The sequence below is a fragment of the Streptomyces sp. NPDC017936 genome (assembly GCF_044328485.1).
Lineage (GTDB): Bacteria > Actinomycetota > Actinomycetes > Streptomycetales > Streptomycetaceae > Streptomyces.
In genome coordinates this window covers 53572-74547 of the sequence record NZ_JBIRHK010000009.1, presented here as the reverse complement: position 1 = coordinate 74547, position 20976 = coordinate 53572, and the positions used below count along the sequence as shown (strand labels likewise).

Sequence of the window (20976 nt, the reverse complement as noted above, 5' to 3'; positions counted from 1 at the left end):
GCTCGCAGGTGGGGTGAGGACCGTCCGGCGCCCGCCACCGCTCCCGGACGGCGCCGCCGGAGCCTTCCGGGACGTCGCGGGGCACCCCCGGGCCCATGGCATGATCGTGTGCATGCGTGAACGTGTGGTGGCCGCGTGCGACGGGGCTTCGAAAGGGAACCCGGGACCGGCCGGCTGGGCATGGGTGATCTCCGACGACCGTGAGGCCCCGGCCCGCTGGGAGGCCGGGCCGCTCGGCAGGGCCACCAACAACGTCGCCGAACTCACCGCGCTGGAACGGCTGCTGGCCGCTGTCGACCCGGACGTCCCGCTCGAGATCCGGATGGACTCGCAGTACGCGATGAAGGCCGTCACCACCTGGCTGCCCGGCTGGAAGCGCAACGGCTGGAAGACGTCCGCCGGCAAGCCGGTGGCCAACCAGGACCTGGTCGTGCGCATCGACGCGCTGCTCGACGGCCGCACGGTCGACTTCCGCTACGTGCCCGCCCACCAGGTCGACGGGGACCGGCTCAACGACTTCGCCGACCGGGCCGCCAGCCAGGCGGCGAGCGCCCAGCAGCCGGCGGGCAGCGCCCTCGGCTCGCCCGAGCCGCCGCCCTCGCCGGACACCCCGCCGGCCGCGGGCGCACGCCGCCGGACCGCCGGGGGCAAGGCTCCCCGGCGGTCCGGCGGTTCCCCGGCCCGCACGATCAAGGCGAAGTTCCCCGGCCGCTGCGTGTGCGGACGTCCGTACGCGGCAGGGGAGCAGATCGCCAAGAACGACCAGGGTTGGGGTCATCCGGAGTGCCGTACGGCCGACGCCGGGTGACCCGGGAGGCGTCGGTCAGGTGACGACGCCGCGCCAGCCGCCCGTCTCGCTGCCGCGTTCCTCCATGAACTCCTTGAAGCGCTTGAGGTCGCCCTTCGTCTGCCGCTTCACGAAGCCCAGCATGTCGCCGACGGTCTCCGTCATGCCCTCCGGTTCGAAGTCCATCTGGAGCATGACCTTGGTGTGTTCGTCGTCGAGGCGGTGGAAGGTCACCACGCCGGACTGCCGCGACTCGCCCGAGACCGTCGTCCAGGCGACCCGCTCGTCCGGGATCTGCTCGGTGATCTCCGCGTCGAACTCCCGGTGCACGCCGTTCACGTCCGTGACCCAGTGCGTGAGCGTGTCGGTGCGCTGTTCGATGCGCTCCACCCCACTCATGAACTCGGGGAACGTTTCGAACTGTGTCCACTGGTTGTAGGCGGTGTGCACGGGGACACCGACCTCGATGGATTCCTCGACCTGCGTCACGGCCGTCTCCTCCTTCACTCTCTTCCGGTACGCGGCCCGGGTACCCACGGCCCGCGCGGTGAACCCCGCGCCGCTCAGTCGGTGTCGAAGGAGTAGTGCGGGGTGTGGTCGAGCAGGTCGGCCGGGGCGGTGTCGTTCCAGGGCTTCATCGTCTCGCCGAGGTCGACGACGTCGGGCGTCCCCGCGGCCGGGACGTACCCGGAACCGGGGTGCCTGCGCCGCCACTCGGTCCACAGCTTGTCGACGTAGGCGTGGTGCAGCCAGAACACCGGATCGTTGGGGGAGACCCCGGTCGCCATCTGCCCGCCGACCCAGACGTGGACCCGGTTGTGCAGGTTCACGCCCCGCCACCCCTCCAGGTGGTTGCGGAAGCCGTCCGAGGCGCTGTTCCAGGGCGCCGTGTCGTACGTCGCCATCGCCAGCACCGACTCCACCTCGGCCCGCGTCGGCAGTTCGCGCACGTTCGTGCCCAGCGACCGCCGCAGGTACGTCCGCCCGTCGACCCGCACCCGGATCGGCCAGTTCCCGGTGGACGCGGCGAACGGCCCGTCCATGACCCGGCCGTCCAGGCTGCGCCCGGTGCCGCCCAGGAAGTCCGGCGCCCACAGCGACGACCGCGTCGTCCGGTCCGCGGACCAGTCCCAGTACGGCAGCGCCACCGAGGCGTCCACCGACTGCAGCGCCCGCTCGAACTCCAGCAGGAATCTGCGGTGCCAGGGCAGGAAGGACGGCGAGCGGTGGCCGGTGCGCTCGCCGTCGTCGGTGTCGCCGACGATGAAGGCGTTGTGCGTGGTGACGAAGGCGTCGTAGCGGCCGCTGCGCTTCAGTTCGAGGACGGCGGCGACGAAGCGGCGCTTCTCGTCGGCGGTCAGGGACGCCTGGTTCTTGCGGACGGTCATCTGCGGTGTGCTCCAAGTGGGCTTGCGGCGCGATCAGTCGGTGGTGGGGAAGGGCAGCAGCCGGGCTCCCCGGAGTTCGTCGACCGCGGCGCGGGCGGCGGCCCGCGGGGTGGGGACCGGGTCGTAGTGGCTGACCACGCTGATCCAGCTGCCGTCGGCGTTGCGCATGACGTGCAGCTCCACGCCGTCGACGAACACGGCGTATCCGCCGCCGTGGTGACCGCCCCCATGGTGACCGCCGCCGGACGACGGCCGGCCCTGTATCCGGCGGCCCCGGTAGACCTCGTCGAAGGAGTCGGGGGAGCCGGGCGCGGCCGGGGAGCCGGGGGCGCGGCGGCGGTCGTCCGCCGTGGCGGCGGGGGTGGTGACGGCCTGGGCGCCGGCGGCCGCGGCCACGGCGGCAGCGGCGGTGAGCGCACGACGGCGGCTGAGTTCCGGCATGCGGGACCTCCTGGGGGTTCGTTCGGTTGACGACCCCGCATGCCTATCGGCCGGTGCGAGAACGGGAGAAATCCCGCGCGACGGGTTGGCTGTGATCAGGACGATCACGCACGTGTCGTGCAGTGTTGAACGAAGATGATCTTGCTGCCGGTGGCCCGGCGGATCACCCGGAACGGGCAATTCCTTTCCCCGTGAACCGCCCTTCCGGTGGCTTTTCGCGCACCGCCGCCCCGGTCGTGGTGTGGCTCACGTGCGGAAAGTGGCGGAATCGGGCACAAGGGACCCGCTCCCGGCTGCTACCCTGCGTCGTCATCCGACCACCAACCGTCATACTGAGGGGTGTGTGTGAAGGTCGCCTGTGTCGGCGGCGGGCCCGCCGGCCTGTATCTCTCGATCCTGCTCAAGCGGCAGGACCCGTCCCACGACGTCACCGTCTACGAGCGCAACCCGGAGGGCTCGACCTACGGCTGGGGCGTCACCTACTGGCGCGGACTCCTCGACCAGCTCCACGCCCGCGACCCCGAGTCGGCGCGCGCCGTCGAGGAGAGCTCCGTCCGCTGGAACCGGGGCGTCGCCCACGTGCGGGACCGGTCGACCTGCCGGCCCGGCGACGAGGGGCACGGCATCGGCCGGCACCGGCTGCTCGAGATCCTCGCCGACCGCGCCCGCGGTCTCGGCGTACGCCTGGAGTTCGAGCACGGCGTCACGGCCGAGGACCCGCCGGAGGCCGACCTGCTGGTGGCGGCCGACGGCGTCCACAGCGCCCTGCGCACGCGCCACGCCGGGCACTTCGGGACCACCCTCACGGCGGGCCGCAACCCCTACGTCTGGCTCGGCACCACCCGGGTCTTCGACTCCTTCACCTTCGCCTTCGTGGAGACCGGCCACGGATGGATCTGGTGCTACGGCTACCCCTTCAGCGCCGAGCGGAGCACCTGCGTCGTCGAGTGCGCCCCCGAGACCTGGACCGGCCTCGGCCTGGACCGGGCGAGCGAGGCCGACGGACTCGCCCGGCTGGAGGAACTCTTCGCCCACGTCCTCGACGGCCACGCCCTGATCGGCCGCGCCTCCGCCGACGGCAGCGCCCAGTGGCTGACCTTCCGCACCCTCACCAACGACACCTGGTACCGCGACCGCCTGGTCCTGCTCGGCGACGCCGCCCACACCACCCACTACTCCATCGGCGCCGGCACCACCCTCGCCCTGGAGGACGCCTTCGCCCTGGCCGACGCCCTGCGGGAGTGCGCCGGCCTGCCGCAGGCCCTCGCGCGCTACGAACGGGAGCGCAAGGCGGCCCTGCTCTCCCCGCAGAGCGCCGCCCGCCACAGCGCCCAGTGGTACGAGAACCTGACCCGCTACATCGACCTCCCGCCGGAGCGGATGTTCGCCCTGCTCGGGCAGCGCCACTCGCCCCTGCTGCCGTACGTCCCGCCCCAGCTCTACTACCGGCTCGACCGGGCCGCGGGGCAGTTGGAGGCGCTGCGCCGGTTCAAGCGCTGGGCCGGCCCGAAGCTGGCGCGGACCGCCCACGCGCGGGTGCTGACGTCACGCAGGTGACCCGTTCGGACCCCGTCCGGTGGGGTGAATGGGAATTCATCGCTACGGTGAATTCCCATTCACCCCTTTTTCCCTTGTCGTGCGCCCACAGGAGTGCCCATGGCGTCGCCCGCCCCCATATCCGCTCCCGCTCCCGCGCCGACCGGGGGCTCCGACGGTCCGCGGGCCCGCCTCGCCGTCCCGGTGCTGGCCTACTGCGGCACCCTGATGGCCGTCATGCAGACCGTCGTCGTGCCGTTGCTGCCCGACCTGCCCCGCCTGACCGGCGCCTCGCCCGGCGCGGTCTCCTGGATGGTGACGGCGCCCCTGCTGTCCGGCGCCGTCCTCACACCGGTCCTCGGCCGCGCGGGCGACATGTACGGCAAGCGGCGGGTGCTGCTCCTGTCGTTCGCCCTGATGGCCCTCGGTTCGGCGGTCTGCGCCCTCACCTCGGAGGTCGGCCTCCTGATCGCGGCCCGCACCCTCCAGGGCGCCGCGTTCTCCGTCGTCCCGCTGTCGATCAGCATCCTGCGCGACGAACTCCCGCCGGAGCGCCGGGGGTCCGCGATCGCGCTGATGAGCTCCACCGTCGGCGTCGGCGCCTCGCTGGGGCTGCCGGCCGCGGCGATGGTCGTGCAGTACGCCAACTGGCACGTGATGTTCTGGGTGACCGCCGTCCTCGGCGCGTCCGGCGTCGCGCTGATCCGGTGGGCGGTGCCCGAGTCGCCGGTGCGCCGGCCCGGCCGGTTCGACCTGACGGGCGCGCTGGGGCTGTCGGCCGGCCTGATCTGCCTTCTGCTGGCCGTGTCCCAGGGGGGCCAGTGGGGCTGGGGGAGCGCCCTGGTGCTGTGCCTGTTCCTCGGCGCCGTCGTCGCACTGGGCCTGTGGTGGCGGCAGCAACTGCGCACGCCCGAACCGCTGGTGGACCTGCGGCTGGTGTCACGCCCCCGCGTCGGCCTCGCGCACGTGGCCGCGCTCCTCACCGGCTTCGCGTTCTACGCCAACTCGCTGGTCACGGCCCAACTGGTCCAGGCGCCCGAGGCCAGCGGCTACGGACTCGGACTCTCCATCGTCCAGACGGGCCTGTGCCTGCTGCCCGGCGGCATCTGCATGCTGATCTTCTCCCCGCTGTCCGCCCGCATCTCGGCGGCCCGCGGCCCCCGCGTCACCCTCGCCCTCGGCACCGTCGTCATCGCCGCCGGGTACGCCGTACGCATCGCCGACAGCCGCGCGCTCTGGATGATCGTCGTGGGGGCCGCGGTGGTGGCGATCGGGACCACCCTCGCCTACTCGGCGCTGCCCGCGCTGATCCTGTGCGCGGTCCCGGCCCACCAGACCGCCTCCGCCAACGGTGTCAACGTCCTCATGCGCACGATCGGGCAGGCCGCGTCCAGCGCCGTCGTCGCCGCGGTCCTCGTGCACCACACCGGCCTCGTCGGCGGCGCACCGGTGCCGACGCTCCACGGCTACCTGCTGGCGTTCGGCACCGCGGGCGTGGTCGCCCTCCTGGCGAGCGCGGTGGCGCTGACCATCCCCGGCGGCTCCGAACCGGAGACCGCGCGGCCGGCCGACGGCGGGACCCGGGCCGTGGGGGACGGGGTGATGGAGGGGGCATGAGCGCCGTGCACACGCGCCCCGGCCCCTTCTCGTCCCCGGCCGGCGGGCCCGGCGCCGGCCCGCCCGGGCGCCGCGACGCCGCGTCCACCAGGGCGGCCATACTGGGCGCCGCCCGCGACCTCCTGGCCCGCCGCGCGCCCGCCGACATCACCCTCAGGGCCGTCGCGGAACGCGCCGGGGTGAGCGCGCCGCTGATCCTGAAGTACTTCGGGAACAAGGACGCCCTCTTCGCGCGCGTGATGTCCTTCGAGGAGGACGCCGACGCCCTGCTGGACGCCCCGCTGGAGGAACTGGGCCGGCACATGGTCCGGCACGTGCTGCTGAGCCAGTGCGACCGCGGCGCCGACCCCCTGCTGCGCATCGCGTTCGCCCCGCTGCACGGCGAGCACGGCGACGTCCTGCGCGCCGACTTCCGCACCCGGGTCACCGAACGCCTCGCCACCCGCCTCACCGGCCCCGGCGCGGGCCTGCGCGCCGAACTCGCCGTCGCCGCCCTGCTCGGCCTCGGCGTGATGTTCGGCATCGCCCGCGGTCCCGAACTGCGGGCGGCCGCCGTCGAGGAGATCGCCGACCGCTACGGGCCGGCGGTGCAGGCCCAGCTCGCCCCCTAGCCCCTGTCGTCACCTTCCTTCCGGCCTGCCTGTTCCTGCCCGCCGGGCGGCGCCTGGTGCGCGCGATCGCACGGCGCGCCCTTCGGGCGGACGACGGGAAGGCGACGACAGGGCCCGGGAGACCGGGGGGAGGTCACCGCTCAGGGGAACAGCCTTCCGTGCAGCGGGGCGCGGAACACCCGGGGCGGGTCCAGCCGCTCCAGTGTGTCCGCCGCCTCGGCCCAGGCCTCGCCGAAGGAGGACGGCACGACCGTCCCCAGCACCTCGTCGTCGCTCCAGGCGGACTCCTCGGTGTACCCCCAGCCCTTGGACCACTCGACCCGGACGCGGGCGGTCGTGCCGTCGTAGGCCGTGAGCAGGAACCGCTCCAGTTCGCGGTAGAAGGCCTCGGCGTGCGGTGTGCCCGGCAGCGTCAGGACGTCCAGCCAGACCGCCGTGTCCCACTCCGGGTGGTCCGCGTCCTCGCGCAGCGCGGACAGCAACGGCGCGCGGGCGCCCGGCAGCCGGGTCTCCGCCGGATCGTCGAGACCGGTCACCCGGATCTCCACCGCGCCGTTGACGGGGAAGCGCCCCGTGGCGGCGTACGCGTCCAGCCGCTCCCGGTAGAAGGCGGCGAACTCGGCCACGACCTGCTGCACCCGGTCGCGGCCGGTGAGCACCGCGTATCCGTTGGCGTGCACCCGCAGCGTGGTCGGCCTCAGGTACAGCAGCGTGTTCTTCGACGGCCCCCAGACGTCCGCCGACAGCGTCGCCACCAGCCCCAGCGCGGCCGCGTCGTACTGCGCGTCGCCCAGCACCGGCGCCAGGTACCAGGCCCCGTCCGACACCATCCGCCCGACCAGGTCGGCCACCGGCTGCGGCACGCTGTCGGAGAAGGGGTAGGGATACGGCGCCGTCAGGCGCCGCGAGGTGAGCGGCTTCGTCGGCGCGACCGACCACACCTTGAGCCACGGGAACTCGGTGAACGCGAACCAGATCGCCTCCGCCCGCCCGTCCGACTCCAGGAAGCTCGCCAGCGTCCGCCCGCCCGATCCGGGCGCCGCGAACAACTCGCTCGCCGGGATGTCGGTACGGCTCACACACCGCAGGTGGGTGTTGGGCCCCACCCGCAGCGTCACCTCCGTGACCAGTGAGCGCCCGAGATGCGTCAGGAGGGCCGCGCAGTCGGCCTCGTCGCGCGTGAACGTCCGCAGCGCGTAGGCGCCGCTGTCCGCGTCCCACACCACGGCGGTGAGGGAGAGGACGAGATTGCTCAGCGAGCCGTAGGTGTGCCCGGGCAGCCGCTCCTCGCCGCGCGCCGGGACGGCGGTGCCGTGCGCGTCGACGGCCAGGGCGCCGCCCAGCGTGAGGTCGCCGGGCGCGGGGGCGGCGGTGACTCCGAGGCCGTGCTCCTCGAGGAACGTCAGGAGCGCCTCCATGGTCACCCCCGTGCCGGCCCGGACCACGTCGGCGGCCTCCAGGGCCAGACCCGTCAGGTGCGGGGCGGTGTCGACGAGCAGGACGCGCGCGGTCGACGGCGTCCCCGCCGGGACCGTCAGGGGCGCCCAGCCGTGCGCGGCGCCCCGGGGACGCACCGTCCAGCCGTTGCGCCGGGCCCAGTTGACGACGGCGACCACCTGGCCGGGGCCGGCGGGGGCACAGGCGTACAGCCCGGTCACGGTGATCTCGCCGTCCCAGTTGCGGTACGCCGTCCGGGAGAGGGCCACGTCCGCCGGGAAGCCCGGCAGGTCCTCCGCCGCGGCGGCCGGGTCCGCCGCGACCAGAGCCGGCACGGACGCCAGGCCGGCCGCGGTGCGCAGGAAGCCGCGGCGGGACCACCGGGACCACGTGGTGTCCTCCGACTGATGGTTGCTCAATGAACGATCGGTCACGGGCTCACGCTAGGCGCCCTTCGGCGAGGGAGGGCCCGGCCTCGAACGGCGTCACTCTTACGGGTGAAGGATGCGCGCGGGGTCGCGCCCGCCCGCGGACGGTGGTGCGGAGCGGCCGGTTCCGCACCCGGCCTGGGCGGATGACAGACTGACGCCATGGAAGAACGCGCATTCGACAGGTATGGTCAGCACGCATCCGTCGTCGGTCTCGGCACCTGGCAGCTGGGCGCCGACTGGGGCGACGTCGACGACAAGGAGGCCCTGGCGGTTCTGGAGACGGCGGCCGAGTCGGGGGTGACCTTCTTCGACACCGCCGACGTCTACGGCGACGGGCGCAGCGAGCAGACGATCGCCGCCTTCCTGAGCGGCCGGCCCGACCTGCACGTGCTGGTCGCCACGAAGATGGGCCGCCGGGTCGAACAGATCCCCGAGAACTACGTCCTGGACAACTTCCGCGCCTGGAACGACCGCTCCCGCCGCAACCTCGGCGTCGACCGCATCGACCTCGTGCAGCTGCACTGCCCGCCCACCCCCGTCTACTCCCGCGACGAGGTCTACGACGCCCTGGACACCCTGGTGGAGGAGGGGCGCGTCGCCCACTACGGCGTCAGCGTGGAGACCTGCGCCGAGGCGCTCACCGCGATCGCCCGGCCGGGCGTGGCGAGCGTGCAGATCATCCTCAACCCGTTCCGCATGAAGCCCCTGGCCGAGGTGCTCCCCGCCGCCCGCGAGGCCGGCGTCGGCATCATCGCCCGGGTCCCGCTCGCCTCCGGCCTGCTGTCCGGCAAGTACACCAAGGACACCGTCTTCGCCGAGAACGACCACCGCGCCTACAACCGGCACGGCGAGGCCTTCGACCAGGGCGAGACCTTCTCCGGTGTCGACTACGCCACCGGCGTCGAGGCCGCCGCCGAGTTCGCCGCCCTCGCCCCCGAGGGGTACACCCCGGCCCAGCTGGCGCTGCGCTGGATCATCCAGCAGCCCGGCGTCACCACCGTGATCCCCGGCGCCCGCTCGCCCGAGCAGGCCCGCGCCAACGCGGCCGCCGCCAGGCTGCCGGAGCTGTCCGAGGGGACCCTGGCGGCGGTGCGGGACCTGTACGAGCGGCGCATCAAGGAGCAGGTCGAGGGCCGCTGGTAGCCGACCCCGGGCGGCGCAGGAAGAAATCGCCGATCAGGGGGTACTCGCCGGGACGGAAGACCGAACAGTCACGCGAACCGGGGAGGACAGGTGGCAGGCACCGCAGCAGCGGCTGAGCGACGCAGAGGACGCGACGAGACCGAGGAGGAGCGGGCCGACCGCATGTGGGGGGAACTCATCCAGGAGGTCCGCGTCGCCCAGACCGGCGTCCAGATCCTCTTCGGCTTCCTCCTCACCGTCGTGTTCACCCCCCGCTACGCCGAGCTGGACGGGACCGACAAGGGCATCTACATCATGACGGTCGTCCTGGGCGCCTGCGCGACCGGCGCCCTGATCGGTCCCGTCTCCCTGCACCGGCTGGTCTCCGGACGACTGGTGAAGCCGCAGGCGGTGAGGTGGGCCTCCCGGATGACCTTGATCGGACTGGTGCTGCTGCTCGCCACGATGACCTCGGCGCTCCTGCTCATCCTGCGGGTGGCCACCCACGACGCCTACGTCCCGTACCTCGTCGCCGCGGTGGTCGCGTGGTACCTGCTGTTCTGGTTCGGGGTGCCGCTGTGGACCCGTCACCGCTACACGGCGCGCTGACGCGGTGGGGGGGGCGCGCGCCCCCCCCGGCCCCCCCCCCCCCCCCGCGGCGCCCCCCCCCCCCCCCCCCCCCCCGGGCGCCCGCCCCCCCCCCCCCCCCCGGGGGGGGGGGGGGGGGGGGCCCCGCGGGGGGGGGGGGGCCCCGCGCGGGGGCGGGCCCCCCCCCCCCGCCGACCGCCGGCCGGAGTTCCTCCGGCCGGCGAACCCGTGTCCTCGCCCGGCGGCCGCCGTCAGCCGAAGGCGTCCCGCAGCGCGGGCAGCAGCGTCTTCTCCGACCAGTCCAGATACGCCGGCTGCGAGTCGCCGCCGATCTGCACCAGGGCGATCTCCGTGAACCCGGCCTCCACGTAGGGCCGTACGGCCTCGACGAAGTCGTCCGGGTCGTCGCCGCACGGGATCGAGGAGGCGACGTCGTCGGGCGTCACGAACTGCGTCGCCGACTCGAAGGAGTCGGGGTGGGGCAGTTCGGAGTTCACCTTCCAGCCGCTGCCGAACCAGCGGAACTGCGCGTGCGCCCGCTTCACCGCGGTCTCCCGGTCGGGGTCGTGGCAGACCGGCAGCTGGCCCACGCGCGGCTTGCCCGTCCCGCCGTGCCGGTCGAACGCCTCCAGCAGACCGGACTTGGGCTCGGTGGCGATCACCAGATCGGCCAGCCGGCCCGCGAGCTTGCAGGACTGCTCGCCGGAGACGGCGACACCGATGGGCGGCGCCTCGTCGGGCAGGTCCCACAACCGCGCCGACTCCACGTCGAAGTGCGTTCCGTGGTGGGTGACGTGCTCGCCCTCGAAGAGCGCGCGGATGATCTCCACGGCCTCCTCGAGCATCTCGTGCCGGACGTCCACGGCGGGCCAACCGCCGCCCACCACGTGCTCGTTCAGGTTCTCCCCGGAGCCCAGCCCCAGGCGGAACCGGCCGCCGGAGAGCAGCTGCATCGTGGCCGCCTTCTGGGCGACGACCGCCGGGTGGTACCGCATGGTGGGACACGTCACGTACGTCATCAGCGGAATGCGGGACGTCGCCTGCGCGGCGGCGCCCAGCACGCTCCACGCGTACGGCGCGTGGCCCTGCGCGCGCAGCCACGGGAAGTAGTGGTCCGACGTCACCGAGAAGTCGAAGCCCACCTCCTCGGCCCGTACCAGGTGGTCGACCAGGTCGCGAGGGCCGGCCTGCTCGGTCATCATCGTGTATCCGATTCGCACCATGCGTTCCGGGTCCCCGGGCGGGCCGGGGAGGAAACCGGCCACCGGGGCGCGGCGAAACCGCTCGGTGACCGCTCGGCCCGCGGGGCAGGATGCGGGCATGAGCGACCGTCCGCTGCCTTCGAGCACCCCGTCCGCCCGAGGCGTCGACGCCCGGGGCGTCCTCGCCTTCCTCGACGCCGTCGACGCGGCCGAGCACGTCGAGCCGCACAGCCTGATGATCCTGCGGCACGACCGGCTCGTCGCCGCCGGCTGGTGGGCGCCGTACGCCCCCGACCGCCCCCACCTGCTGTACTCGCTCAGCAAGAGCTTCACGGCGACGGCCGCCGCCTTCGCCGTGGCCGAGGGGCTGATCGCGCTCGACGACCCGGTGATCTCGTACTTCCCGGAGTTCGCGGCCGACGTCACCGACCCGCGCAGCCGGGCCATGAGGGTGCGGCACGTGGCGTCGATGGCGAGCGGGCACCAGGCCGAGACGCTGGACCGGGCCGCCGCCCTCGACCCCGACGAACTGGTCCGCGGCTTCCTGCTGCTGCCGCCGGACCGCGACCCGGGCACGGTGTTCGCCTACAACCAGCCGGCCACCTACACCCTCGCCGCGATCGTCCAGCGCGTCACCGGCCGGCCGCTCACCGACTGGCTGCGGCCGCGGCTGCTGGACCCGCTCGGCATCGGCGAGGTCGCCTGGCTGGACGACCGGCACGGCCGCGAGCTGGGCTACAGCGGTCTGCACGCCACCACCGACGCGATCGCCCGCCTCGGCCGGCTGTATCTGCGGGAGGGGGTCTGGGAGGGGAAGCGGCTGCTGTCGCGGGAGTGGGTCGCCGAGGCGACCCGCGCGCACATCGCGACGGCGGGCGCCCTCGGGGACACCGGCCGTCCGGACTGGGACGAGGGGTACGGCTTCCAGTTCTGGCGCTCCCGGCACGGTTACCGCGGCGACGGGGCCTACGGTCAGTTCTGCCTCGTCCTGCCCGCACAGGACGCCGTCATCGCCCTGACCGCCGCCACCGTCGCCATGCAGGACCTGCTGGACCTCGTCTGGCGGCACCTGCTGCCGGCGTTCCGGCCGCGGCCGCTGACCGGCCGCGAGGACGCCGACGCGGCCCTCGCCGGCCGGCTGGCGGATCTCTCCCTGCCCCTGGCCCCCGGCGCGCCGGCGCCACCGGAACGGGCGGAGCAGTGGTCGGGCGCGCGGTTCGCCCCGTACGGCGGTGTGTGCGCCGGCCAGCCGAGCCTGACCGGCGCCGCCGTCACGGCCGGCCCGCACGGCTGGACGCTGACCCTCGTCGAGGGGGACCACCGGCTCGGGCTGCGCCTGGACCCCGGCGGCCGGCACGTGGCCGAGGAGCCGGTGCCCACCGCGGTGAGCGGCGGCTGGACCGACGCCGACACCCTGGTCGTCGACGTGACGTTCCTGGAGACCCCGCACCGGCTGCGGGTGACGTGCTCGCTCGGCGGGCGGACGTTCACCGCGCACTGGGCCACCCAGCCGCTGCACGGCGGGCCGCTCCGCGCGCAGCGCGCCCCGCGCCGGCCCCGCTGAGCCGGCCGGTCCGGACGTCCGGGCCCGGTCTAGGCGGAGCCGGGCCGGAAGGTCTTCAGGACGGTCTCCAGGGCCTTCCTGTTCCCGGCCTTCTCCCAGTCCGCGGCGGGCGTCGTCCAGCGCAGGGAGAAGCCGCGGTGCCCGCCGAGGAGGAACCCGCGGCCGAACGTGCGCACACGGGTGCCCTCGGCGTCCACCAGCCACTGCATGTCGGCCGCCTCGTACCCCCGGTACGTCGTCGCCTCGATCGCGCCGATGCGCCGGAAGCCGTCCGTCTGCCGCAGGCCGGGTTCGACCGTGTCGCGCCAGACGGCCACCGGGTCGGGTCCGACGCGTTCGCTGTAGGTCACGGCGAGGGTGCGCGGGTCGTCGGCCGCCCCGAAGGTGACGCGGTAGGCGAGGTCGGCGGAGCGCGAGGTGTCCAGCCGTTCCCAGCCCTCGGGCAGCGCGACGGCGAAGCCCTCGGGCGCCCGGTAGAGGCGGAAGCCGGCCGGTACGGCGCCGGTGGGGGCCGTGGGGGAGGGGGGTGGCGAGGCGGACGCGGGGGACGAGGAGGGAGCGGAGACGGTCGGGTCCGCCGCTGTCGGGGCGGGCGTGCCGGAGGCTCTGTCACCGGCGTCCTCGCCGGTCGGGCCCGGTGGCGCGGAGGGACGGGCCTGGGCGCCGCCGGACGCGGTCCCGTCGGTGCCCGGCAACTGGCCCGTCGTGGCGAGGACGGCGACCGCCACCGTGACGACGGCCAGCGCGGTCCCGGCCGCCATGGCCCGGCCGCTCCGCCGCGGACCGGCGGTCCGGGTGAAGGGGTACGTCCGGGGCAGCCGGGGCGCGGGCGCCGTGTGCGGATCCTCGTCGAGGACGCGGGTGAGGGCCTGGCGCACCACCGGCCGGGTCAGCCGCTCCCGCGAGTCCTTGCGCAGCAGCCCCTGCACGGTCGGAGCGAGGGGGCCGGCCCGCAGCGGCGTCCGCAGCGGCAGCCGGTCCACGCCCTTCAGCGTCGTCCCGGGCCGGTCCCGGTCCCGGTACGGCGGCCGTCCCTCGACCATCGTGTAGAGGATCGCGCCCAGCGCCCACAGGTCGGCCGCGGGGCCGATCCGCTCGTCCCGTGCCTGTTCGGGGGAGGCGTACGAGGGCGCCGCGAGGCGCGGGGCGAGCGTCGCGCCCGCCAGCCCGAACCCGGTCACGACGACCGGTCCGCGCGCTCGCACGAACACCTGGCCGGGACTCAGTTCGCCGTGGGTGATGCCCTCGCCGTGGGCGGCCTCCAGCACCTCGAGCAGTTCCAGCCCGACCGCGGCCGCCCGGGAGGGCCGGAACGCGCCCTTCTGCTCCATGAGCCGGCCCAGCGGCAGTCCGTCGATCCACTCGGTGACCGTCCACAGGGAGCCCTCCTCCGCCACGGCGTCGAGGACGGCGGCGACCCGGCCGGGGCACACCTGGGCCATCGTCTCCGACATGCGCAGCACGCGGTCCGCGGCCCGCGCCGCGTCCTCGGGGCCCAGAGCGGCGGGCAGCCCGGTCCGGGTGACCAGGCAGGGCCGGGGGGCCACCCCTTCCCCGGCGCACTCCCCGTACCAGCTGACGCGGTTCGTCTCCCGGTGGACCACGTCGAGGAGCCGGTACCGTCCGGCGACCCACTCGTGCCTGGAGACGTGCGCCTTGACCATGGCCATCCCTCGCTGAACCCCCGGAGTTGCCCTTTCCCAGTGGTACGGCGGGCGGGAGGGGATCCGTTCAAGCGGATCCCGACTCGACCGTGATTCCTGTCTTTCATTCAAAAACGCCATGGGAATGTACGACGAAAAGAAATTACGTCGAACCGTCCGGCGGCGTCACCCGTGGTGAACGGGCCCGCGCGGCCGCCGGACGGCCCTTCCGCGCCGCCGGAACCGCCGCAAGGGCTTTCCCCGGACCCGCGCGGTCCCCGGCGCTCCTCGGCGCCTTTCAGCCGAGCCCGAAACGCCCGGCCCAGGACGACATGTCCGTCGTCGTCGCGTTGCCGCCGCAGACCACCAGACCCAGCCGGGCGTCCGGCCCGACCCGTTCCACGACCCGCCGGGCCGCCGGGAGCAGGCATCCGGCGGCCGGCTCGGTCCAGACCTTGGCGTGCTCGGCGAACTCGAGACAGCCCCGCACGGCCTCCCCGTCCGGCACCACGAGGACCTCGGTCACCAGCGCCGAGACGTGGTCGTACGTCAGCGGTGCGACGGTGGGCGCGCTGAGGGTGGAGACGAGGGACGACAGCTCCACCGGGACCGGCCCGCCCGCCGCGAGCGCGGCCGACATGGCCTCGGCGCCCTCGGTCTCCACGCCCCAGATCCGCACGTCCGGCCGACGGGCCCGCACGGCCGCCGCCACACCGGCGATCAATCCGCCGCCCCCGACGCTCACCAGCACGTCGGTCAGCTCGTCCGCGTCCTCGGCGAACTCCAGCCCGACCGTGCCCTGTCCGGCCACCACCACCGGATCGTCGAACGGGTGGACGAGGGTCAGTCCCTCGTCCCGCAGCCGGGCCACGAGCGCGAACGCGCTGTCCATGCCGTCCGTCAGCCGCACCGACGCGCCCGCCGCCCCGGCGATCTCGACGGCCCGGGCGGGCGCCGAACGCGGCATGACCACCGTGGCCTTGACGTCGAGGGCGGCGGCCATGACCGCGACGGCGATCCCGTGGTTGCCGCCGCTGACCGCCACCACCCCGGCCGCGCGCTCGGCCTCGTCCAGCGACAGCAGTTTCGCCGTCGCCCCGCGCGCCTTGAAGGAGCCGGTGCGCTGCAACAGCTCCAGCTTGACGGTGACCGGGACGCCGAGCAGGGCGGACAGCCCGGGGCTGGGCAGGGTCGGGGTGCGGACCACGTGGGCGGCGATCCGCTCCGCCACGGCCTCGATGTCCGGGATGCCGATCAAGACGACCACCTTTCCGCCGCGCCGGTCCCGGCGCACCTGGTCGCACCCTGTCGTGGGAGGCACGGCGAGGTCAACCGGGGCGGGCGGCCTCCCGACCGTCGTCGGCGCCGTCCGTCCGCTCCTCGGGCGGCCGGTCAGTTCCGTGCGGCCGCGGCGGAGCGCTCCGCGCTCGCGGCGGCGATGTCCTCCGCCCGTTCGTAGGGCAGCACGGCGTCCCGGTGCGCGCCCGTCCCCGTCTGCTTCCCGGTCCCGGTCCCGGTCGCCGTCCCGCAGAAGGCCGACTCCAGGGTGCGCAGCATCGTGTTGTGCACGCGCGCGTTGTTGGACGTGTTGGCGAGCGCGGTCAGGCTGCGCCGCCCGTCCGCCGAGGCGAACGCGTACGTGTAGTAGCCCTGGACGGCGCCGGTGTGCCCGTACACCGACACCCCGCACGACAGGTCGCGGCGCCGCAGCCCCAGCCCGTACGCCTGCCCGGTGCCCGCCGGCACCCATCGCCGCATCTGCGCCAGCCCCTCGGCCGAGGTGAGCCGGCCGCCGAGCAGCGCCGAGAGGAAGGCGTTGACGTCCGCGGTGCCGGAGATCAGCGCGCCCGCGCTCTGCGCCCAGGACACCGTCTGCCCGGTCGCGTCGACCAGGGCCGTGGCGGGGGCGTCCGGGGTGAGGTAACCACGGGCGTGCCGGCCCGGGATCGCGGTGTCGGGGTGGACGTAGAACGTGTCGCGCAGCTCCAGCGGCTCGATGATCCGCTTCTGGTACTCCGTGGCCACCGGGCGTCCCGTGAGCTTCTCGATGAGCATCCCGGCGACGACGAAGTTGGTGTTGGAGTAGGAGTAGGCGCCGCCGGGGGCCGTCGTCCGCGGGCGGCGCAGCGAGCGGTCGAGCAGCTGGCGGTAGGTGAAGACCTTGGTGCGGACCGCCTCGAAGCCGGCGACGCTGTCGGCGAACATGTCGTTGGTGTAGTCGTACAGGCCGCTGCGGTGGCTCAGCAGGTGCCGGACCGTGATCCGGCTGTCGCGCAGGAGATCCGGCAGGTAGCGGTCGACCGGCGCGTCCAGGGCGAGCCTGCCCTCGTCGACGAGCTGGAGCAGCACGACGGCGGAGAAGACCTTGGTGACGCTGCCGATGCGGAAGCGGTCGGTGTCGGCGAGCGCCCGGCCCGTGCCCCGGTCGGCGACCCCCACGCCGAGCCGGTGGACCGTGCCGTGGTCGTCGAGACGCGCGACGGCTCCGGGCGCCCCCTGCTGGGTCGCCGTGCGCAGGACGCCGCGCAGGCCGGCGAGGTCCGGGGGGCGCGGCGCGACGGCGCCCGCCCCGGGACGGGACTCCGCGGACGCGGCGTGCGCCGGAACCGCCAGGAGGGAGAGCAGCGCCGTCCCCAGCACCGTCCCGCTCCGCACGGCCCGCAGGCCCTTCCCCCTCCGCCTTCGTCGGTCCCTCGCTGCTGCCGGACCGGTCGCGTTCACTCGGCGCAACTTCTTCCGTCCCGTCACATCTCCGCGGTCTGCGCACAGTCGGTCATCGGCTGATCACTGTGCGATGGGTCGGCCACAGTATGGCCGCCGGCGCGCGCAAAAGCGACGATGTCGGCTTTACATGGACATGCGTCATTCGAGGGGCGGATCGGAGGAGACGGAGATCCGACGGGGGAAGAGACGGGAGAAGAGGGGAGGGGACGGAGGAGGGGGTGGGAGGAGGGACCGGTCACCGGCGACGCGCGACGACGAGGAGGAGACGCCGGCTCCGGCGTCTCCTCCGTTGCGGACCGCGACGGCGGCCGTCGCGCTCAGCGGTGCAGCGACCGCGTCCAGTCCGCCGGCACCCGCCCCGCCGGTCCCGGCGCCGGCTGGTCCGCCGGGTGGCTGACCGGGGGCGCCAGCTCCGGCCCGGACTCGTACAGCTCGTCCTCGTCGTAGTCCCAGAACCACTCCTCGCCCGGCTCGAAGCTCCGTACGAGGGGATGCCCCGTGGCCTTCCAGTGGGCGGTGGCGTGCTGGGCGGGGGAGGAGTCGCAGCAGCCGATGTGGCCGCAGGCCGCGCAGCGCCGCAGATGGAACCACCAGCCGCCCGCCGCGTCGCAGTCGACGCAGCCGGCACCGCTGGGCGGGACGCTCGGGTCGATCCGGTCGGCGGTGGTCATGCGGGCTCCTCGGCGGTCGCGGGTCGGCTCACGGGTTCGGACGCGGGAGCCGTGTCGGGGTCGGGGGCGGTCAGCGGCAGCAGGACCTGGAAGCGGGTGTCGCCCGGCGCCGACTCGACCTGGAGGCTGCCGTGGTGCTTGTTGACGACGATCCGCCAGGAGATGTCCAGGCCCAGCCCGGTGCCCTCGCCGACCGGCTTGGTCGTGAAGAACGGGTCGAAGATGCGGCTGCGGATGTCCGCGGGGATGCCGGGCCCGGTGTCGCGGAACTCCACCAGCAGCCGGTCGCCCTCGCGTGCCGTGCGCACGGTCAGCGTGCCGTCCCCGCCCGCGCTGTTGACGGCGAACACGGCGTTGTCGACGAGGTTCGTCCACACCTGGTTCAGCTCCGCCGGATAGGCCGGGATCTCCGGCAGCGTCCGGTCGTAGTCCTTGACGACCTCGATGCGCTGCCCGATCTTCCCGGACAGCATCAGCAGGGTGCTGTCGAGGAGTTCGTGGACGTCGACGGTCCGGAAGGGGGCCCGGTCGAGCTGCGCGTACTGCTTGGCCGCGTCGACGAGATGGGAGATGCGGTTGGTGGAGTCGTCGATCTCGTCCATCAACAGCTCGGTCTCGACCGTGTAGTTGAGCCAGCCGACCGCACCCGGCAGGGTGTCCTCGTCCACGGCGTCCGCGACCTGCTCCAGCCAGTCCACGTCGAGCCCCGCCTGCACGAAGGTGGGGGCGATCCGCCAGCCCTCCGGGACGCCGTGGTCGTCCAGCCAGTCGCCGAGGGCGTCCTCGCGGTCGGACGCCTCCAGGGGGCTGAGCACCGGCGCCTTGGCGACCAGTTCGGCGGTGCGCTCCTGGATCTCGATCAGCCGGGTCAACGCCTCCGGGTCGTACGCGCCGGAGGCGATCACGGCGAGCTTGTGCCGCATCTTCGCCACCCGCTCGCGCAGGGTGGCGGTGGCCCGCACGGCCGCCGCGGCGGGGTTGTTCAGCTCGTGCGTGAGCCCGGCCGACAACGACCCCAGCGCCAGCAGGCGTTCGCGCTGGCCGATGGCCCGCTGGGTGTTCTTCGAACCGAAGAACAATCCCTCCAGCAGGTGGGCGGCCATCGGGAACCACTCCTGCATGACGGCCGCGAACGACTCGGCGGGCAGCACGAAGAACCGCGTCGGCTCGGTCACGCGCATCGAGTTGGTGTAGACCTGCGGCACTCGGTCGCCCAGGTACGCCTGCATGGCCCCCGAGTACACCCCGCGCTGCGAGGTCCGGCTGACCTCCACGTCGTCCCCGCCGACCCGGCGGGACAGCACGACCGTGCCCTCGATCATCACGAAGAAGCAGGTCGCCGGATCACCCTCGGTGTACACGGGGCCGGGCTCGAACGTCTCCATCCGTCCCTCGCCGCACAGCCGTCCGAGCTGCTCCGGGGTGAGCTTCTCGAACAGGAACAGCGAGCCGACCTCCGTCGGGTCGCACGGCACCGGCCGCCCGCTCACGACTGCTCCAGGTAGCGGTGGACGAGCATCACGGCCATGGCTCCCTCTCCGACGGCGGACGCGACGCGCTTCGCGGACTCGGCGCGCGCGTCGCCCGCCACGAACACGCCCGGAATGCTGGTCTCCAGGTGGTACGGCGGCCGGTCCAGCTCCCAGCCCGCCGGCGGCCGCCCGTCCGGCGAGAGGTCGGGCCCGGCCAGGATGAACCCGCGCTCGTCGCGCAGCACGGTCCCGTCCAGCCAGTCGGTCAGCGGGGCCGCGCCGATGAACACGAACACCCACTGCGCGTCGACGGTCTCGGTCTCGCCGTTCTCGACGTCCCGCAGCGTCAGCCGTTCCAGATGGCCGTCGCCGTGCGCGGACTCCACGACCGTGCCGGTGCGCACGAAGATGTTGGGGGCCTCGTCGATCTGCTGGATCAGGTAGTGGGACATCGACGCGGCCAGGGAACCGCCGCGCACCAGCAGCGTCACCGACTTGGCGCCCCGCGCCAGGTACATGGCCGCCTGCCCGGCGGAGTTGGCGCCGCCCACGATGTAGACGTCGTGCCCCTGGCAGGAGGCCGCCTCGGTGAGGGCCGATCCGTAGAACACCCCGCAGCCGGTCAGGTCCTCGCAGCCCGGCGCCGTCAGCTGCCGGTACGACACGCCGGTCGCGAGGATCACGCTGTGCGCGGCCACCGACGAGCCGTCCGAGAACCGCACGACCCGCGCGGACCCGTTGACCTCCAGGCCCGTCACCTCGCGGGCGGTGAGGATCTCCGCCCCGAACTTCGTCGCCTGCCGCCGGGCCCGGTCGGTGAGCTGGGCGCCGGAGACGCCGTCGGGGAAGCCCAGGTAGTTCTCGATCCGGGAGCTCTGCCCGGCCTGCCCGCCGGTCGCCGACCGCTCCACGAGCACCGTCCGCAGCCCCTCGGAGGCCCCGTACACGGCCGCCCCCAGCCCGGCCGGGCCGCCGCCGATCACCACGAGGTCGTAGAACTCGGCCGTCGGCGTCGTCGCCAGTCCGACGCGCGACGCCAGTTCGGGCGCGTCCGGCTCGACCAGCGGCGTGCCCTCCGGGGTGATCACCAGCGGCAGCCGCTGCCCGTCCGCCCCGGCCGCGGCCAGCAGCCGCCGCCCCTCGGGCTCGTCGGCGGAGTACCAGCGGTACGGCACCTGGTTGCGGGCCAGGAACTCGCGCACCTGGGAGGAGCGCGCCGACCAGCGGTGCCCGACCACCTTGGTGCTGGGCACGGGCCGGTGGTCGCTCGTCCGCCAGGCCGCGAGCAGGTCGTCCAGGACCGGGTAGAGCTTCTCCTCGGGCGGGTCCCACGGCTTGAGGAGGTAGTGGTCCAGGTCGACCACGTTGATCGCGTCGATGGCCGCGTTGGTGTCGGCGTACGCGGTCAGCAGCACGCGCCGCGCGCCCGGGTACACGTCCAGGGCCTGCTCGAGGAACTCGATGCCGTTCATCTGCGGCATGCGGTAGTCGGCCAGGATCACGGCGACCAGGTCACCGCGCAGTTTGAGCTCGCGCAGCGCCTCGAGCGCCGACTCCCCGGACTCCGCGCGCACGATCCGGTACGAGGCGCCGTAGCGGCGCCTCAGGTCGCGGGCGACGGCGCGGGAGACCCCCGGGTCGTCGTCCACGGTCAGGATGACGGTCCGCGCTGTCTCGGCGGCCTGTGCCATACGTCTCCCACCCCGAGTGGTTCCGGCAGTCGGCACGGCGGATCCCGGGCC

Annotated in this window: 18 protein-coding genes; 7 read left to right on the top strand and 11 right to left on the bottom strand. The window is 74.0% G+C overall.

Going from position 1 to position 20976, the window contains the following annotated elements:
* Window positions 1-100: 100 nt before the first annotated feature.
* Window positions 101-808 carry a ribonuclease H gene (locus tag ACH4F6_RS20185; RefSeq protein WP_397961606.1) on the top strand — a complete coding sequence of 236 codons (708 nt, stop codon included), beginning with the start codon at window positions 101-103 and terminating at the stop codon, window positions 806-808.
* A gap of 15 nt (window positions 809-823) precedes the next feature.
* On the opposite strand, the gene ACH4F6_RS20180 is transcribed toward ACH4F6_RS20185, so the two are convergent.
* The 3 genes from ACH4F6_RS20180 to ACH4F6_RS20170 form a co-directional block, all read right to left on the bottom strand.
* The gene (locus ACH4F6_RS20180) at window positions 824-1276 is read right to left on the bottom strand and encodes an SRPBCC family protein (RefSeq protein ID WP_397961605.1); all 453 of its coding nucleotides are present in this window, start codon (window positions 1274-1276) and stop codon (window positions 824-826) included.
* Between the two features lie 74 nt (window positions 1277-1350).
* Window positions 1351-2175 (bottom strand): tyrosinase family protein, encoded by an 825-nt coding sequence (locus ACH4F6_RS20175; protein WP_397961604.1) that lies wholly within the window; start codon window positions 2173-2175, stop codon window positions 1351-1353.
* A 33-nt stretch (window positions 2176-2208) separates the two neighbouring features.
* Window positions 2209-2616 carry a tyrosinase cofactor gene (locus ACH4F6_RS20170; RefSeq protein WP_397961603.1) on the bottom strand — a complete coding sequence of 136 codons (408 nt, stop codon included), beginning with the start codon at window positions 2614-2616 and terminating at the stop codon, window positions 2209-2211.
* A 345-nt stretch (window positions 2617-2961) separates the two neighbouring features.
* Here ACH4F6_RS20170 and ACH4F6_RS20165 point away from each other — a divergent pair, with 345 nt between their 5' ends.
* From ACH4F6_RS20165 to ACH4F6_RS20155, 3 genes are all read left to right on the top strand, one after another.
* A complete protein-coding gene (locus tag ACH4F6_RS20165; RefSeq protein WP_397961602.1) occupies window positions 2962-4173 on the top strand; it encodes an FAD-dependent monooxygenase in 1212 nt (403 codons plus the stop codon).
* 99 nt (window positions 4174-4272) lie between these two features.
* Window positions 4273-5769: an MFS transporter gene (locus tag ACH4F6_RS20160; protein ID WP_397961601.1), complete on the top strand. Its 1497-nt coding sequence runs from the start codon at window positions 4273-4275 to the stop codon at window positions 5767-5769.
* Window positions 5766-6380, top strand: a complete 615-nt coding sequence (locus ACH4F6_RS20155) for a TetR family transcriptional regulator (protein WP_397961600.1) — start codon at window positions 5766-5768, stop codon at window positions 6378-6380. The genes ACH4F6_RS20160 and ACH4F6_RS20155 overlap by 4 nt, the downstream gene beginning before the upstream one ends.
* Before the next feature lie 140 nt (window positions 6381-6520).
* Here the strand turns inward: ACH4F6_RS20155 and ACH4F6_RS20150 are convergent, their stop codons facing one another.
* The gene (locus ACH4F6_RS20150) at window positions 6521-8251 is read right to left on the bottom strand and encodes a cholesterol oxidase substrate-binding domain-containing protein (RefSeq protein WP_397961599.1); all 1731 of its coding nucleotides are present in this window, start codon (window positions 8249-8251) and stop codon (window positions 6521-6523) included.
* A 156-nt stretch (window positions 8252-8407) separates the two neighbouring features.
* Here ACH4F6_RS20150 and ACH4F6_RS20145 point away from each other — a divergent pair, with 156 nt between their 5' ends.
* Both ACH4F6_RS20145 and ACH4F6_RS20140 read left to right on the top strand, forming a co-directional pair.
* Entirely contained in the window at window positions 8408-9391 is a 984-nt protein-coding gene (locus ACH4F6_RS20145; protein WP_397961598.1) for an aldo/keto reductase, read from the top strand.
* Window positions 9392-9553: 162 nt separating this feature from the next.
* Window positions 9554-9979, top strand: coding sequence for a DUF6328 family protein (locus ACH4F6_RS20140; protein ID WP_397961842.1), 426 nt, complete (start codon window positions 9554-9556; stop codon window positions 9977-9979).
* A 230-nt stretch (window positions 9980-10209) separates the two neighbouring features.
* Here the strand turns inward: ACH4F6_RS20140 and ACH4F6_RS20135 are convergent, their stop codons facing one another.
* Complete coding sequence (locus ACH4F6_RS20135) at window positions 10210-11181, bottom strand: LLM class F420-dependent oxidoreductase (protein WP_397961597.1); 972 nt, start codon at window positions 11179-11181, stop codon at window positions 10210-10212.
* Between the two features lie 97 nt (window positions 11182-11278).
* Here ACH4F6_RS20135 and ACH4F6_RS20130 point away from each other — a divergent pair, with 97 nt between their 5' ends.
* Entirely contained in the window at window positions 11279-12724 is a 1446-nt protein-coding gene (locus tag ACH4F6_RS20130) for a serine hydrolase domain-containing protein (protein ID WP_397961596.1), read from the top strand.
* Window positions 12725-12753: 29 nt separating this feature from the next.
* On the opposite strand, the gene ACH4F6_RS20125 is transcribed toward ACH4F6_RS20130, so the two are convergent.
* From ACH4F6_RS20125 to ACH4F6_RS20100, 6 genes are all read right to left on the bottom strand, one after another.
* Window positions 12754-14394 (bottom strand): serine/threonine protein kinase, encoded by a 1641-nt coding sequence (locus ACH4F6_RS20125; protein WP_397961595.1) that lies wholly within the window; start codon window positions 14392-14394, stop codon window positions 12754-12756.
* 271 nt (window positions 14395-14665) lie between these two features.
* Window positions 14666-15625: a threonine/serine dehydratase gene (locus ACH4F6_RS20120; protein WP_397961593.1), complete on the bottom strand. Its 960-nt coding sequence runs from the start codon at window positions 15623-15625 to the stop codon at window positions 14666-14668.
* A gap of 134 nt (window positions 15626-15759) precedes the next feature.
* Window positions 15760-17022, bottom strand: a complete 1263-nt coding sequence (locus tag ACH4F6_RS20115; RefSeq protein ID WP_397961592.1) for a serine hydrolase domain-containing protein — start codon at window positions 17020-17022, stop codon at window positions 15760-15762.
* A gap of 386 nt (window positions 17023-17408) precedes the next feature.
* On the bottom strand, window positions 17409-17762 hold the full coding sequence (locus ACH4F6_RS20110) for a UBP-type zinc finger domain-containing protein (RefSeq protein WP_397961591.1): 354 nt from the start codon (window positions 17760-17762) through the stop codon (window positions 17409-17411).
* On the bottom strand, window positions 17759-19252 hold the full coding sequence (locus ACH4F6_RS20105) for an ATP-binding protein (protein WP_397961590.1): 1494 nt from the start codon (window positions 19250-19252) through the stop codon (window positions 17759-17761). The genes ACH4F6_RS20110 and ACH4F6_RS20105 overlap by 4 nt, the downstream gene beginning before the upstream one ends.
* Entirely contained in the window at window positions 19249-20925 is a 1677-nt protein-coding gene (locus ACH4F6_RS20100) for an FAD-dependent oxidoreductase (RefSeq protein ID WP_397961589.1), read from the bottom strand. The genes ACH4F6_RS20105 and ACH4F6_RS20100 overlap by 4 nt, the downstream gene beginning before the upstream one ends.
* Between the last annotated feature and the right edge of the window lie 51 nt (window positions 20926-20976).